Below are 2,101 nucleotides of genomic sequence, written 5' to 3'. Positions count from 1 at the left end.
GCGCCGGGGGCGGGAATCTGGGCGTACACATTTCCTACACAGTTTGGGATTCTCAGCTGTATTTAAAAGTAATAAAGAGGGGACCTCGTTTCCGAGATCCCCTCCTCCGTCTATCTATACAAATAGGCTTTCAAAGCCTTAGGCCAAGAGCTTGCGACCGGACTCCTCGATCGCGTCAAGTGCTGCATCAGCCTCGGCGGCATCCGCGCCCTTAGCGAAGATGTACAGCTTAATCTTGGGCTCGGTGCCAGAAGGACGGACGATACCCTTGTTACCACCCTCGAGATCGAACTCAATGACATTAGCCTTCGGCAGGCCGTTCACGCAGGTGTTGTAATCCACGACGGCCTCAATCTTGGAACCGGCGAGCTCCGCGGGCGGGTTCTCGCGCAAACCAGCCATGATGCCGGCCATCTTTGCCGCACCCTCAGCGCCCGGATAGCTTAGCGAAATCGTCTTGTTGTGATAGTAGCCATACTTCTCGTACAGCTCGTGCATCGCATCGGCAAGGTTCTTACCCTGGAGCTTGTAATACTGCGCCATCTGGCAAATCAGAAGCGAAGTGCTCACGGCGTCCTTGTCGCGCACGTGGTCGCCGGCCAGATAGCCGTAGCTCTCCTCGAAACCGAAGATAAAGCGATCGACCTCGCCAGCATCGGAAAGAGAAGTAATGATGTCGCCGATGTACTTGAAGCCCGTCAGGCAGCGGCGAAGCTCAAAACCGTACTCGTCGGCCAGAGCGTCAACCATGGCGGAAGAAACGATAGTAGTAACGGCAACCTTCTTAGTGAGGTCCTCACCGCGGGCAGCACGGGTCTTGCAGATATAGTCGAGCAGCAGAACGCCCATCTCATTGCCGGTCAGCAGCAGATAGTCATCGCCATTTTTAACGGCAACGCCAACACGGTCGGCGTCGGGATCGGTTGCAAGCAGCAAATCAGGGTGAACCTGCTCGCAGAGATCGATGCCCTTCTGCATGGCCTGACGGATCTCGGGGTTAGGATACGGGCAGGTCGGGAAATCGCCGTTAGGCTCCTTCTGCTCGGGAACAACCGTGACATCGGTGATGCCAGCGCGCTCGAGCACCGTAGTAACGGGAATGAGGCCGGTGCCGTTGAGCGGAGTGTAGACGAGCTTAAGCGGAGCGCCAGCGATCTCCTCGGCAGAAAGGTTAGTCACGCCGCGCGCGAGAACGGCGTCGTAATAACGCTCGAGGCATGAGCCTTCGATCCATTTAACCAGACCCTGCTCAAGAGCCTCATCAAAGTCCATGGACTTCACGCCGGTGAATGTATCGGTCTCGGCGATAGCCTTAGAAATTGCATCGGCGGCCTCGCTGGTGATCTGGCAGCCGTCGGGGCCATAGGCCTTATAGCCGTTATACGGTGCCGGGTTATGACTAGCGGTCATGCAAATGCCACCGGAGCACTTAAGATCACGGACGGCCCAGGAGAGCGTCGGCACAGGAGAAATCTTGGGATAAACGAGGGCAGTCACGCCGTTTGCTGCAAGAATGGCAGCCGTCGTCTTAACGAACAGCTCACCTTTATTGCGGCTATCGCGAGCGATGGCAACCGTTGGATGCTCGAAGGTCGCATTGAGGTAGTCAGCGAATCCCTGGGTCGCACGACCGACCGTATAGATATTCATACGGTTAGTGCCCGCACCGATAGTGCCGCGAAGGCCGGCAGTACCGAAGGCGAGATCTTGGAAGAAAGCATCGGTGATGGCGTCCTCATCACCCTGCTCCTTCATCGTGTTAAGCTCAGCGAGGAGCTCCTCGTCCTTGACATTGGCAATCCAAGTATCAAGCAGCTCATGAACATCTGCCATGTGAGTCCTTCCGTCACAATCAATAAAACGACCCGTGTAAAAACAGGACAAGCGCAGCAGTGCGCTAAAGCAAATATTAGTCCATTGAGAACAGAGAACCGACCAAAGAACGGTGAACGTCTATATTCAGCGGTGGATGATTAAATTGATTTAATTGCATAAGGAATGTTGCCTGTAAACGCAAAAAAGGGGGAGTCCGCGAGGCCTCCCCCTTCTTCAAGTCATCAGACGGCTCGGTGCCGTCCACCGGTCAGCGGCGCCCTGGCCT

General features: G+C 55.6%; 1 protein-coding gene. It reads right to left on the bottom strand.

Annotation, left to right across the window (positions count from 1 at the left end):
- Nucleotides 1–138: 138 nt before the first annotated feature.
- Nucleotides 139–1,833 carry a phospho-sugar mutase gene (locus tag DWV20_RS09765; protein ID WP_117630084.1) on the bottom strand — a complete coding sequence of 565 codons (1,695 nt, stop codon included), beginning with the start codon at nt 1,831–1,833 and terminating at the stop codon, nt 139–141.
- Nucleotides 1,834–2,101: the final 268 nt, after the last annotated feature.

Origin of the sequence: Collinsella sp. AF02-46-1, from assembly GCF_003465825.1 — a bacterium.
Lineage (GTDB): Bacteria > Actinomycetota > Coriobacteriia > Coriobacteriales > Coriobacteriaceae > Collinsella.
The sequence above is the reverse complement of the archived record's forward strand: the minus strand, read 5'-3'. Positions and strand labels throughout refer to the sequence as shown.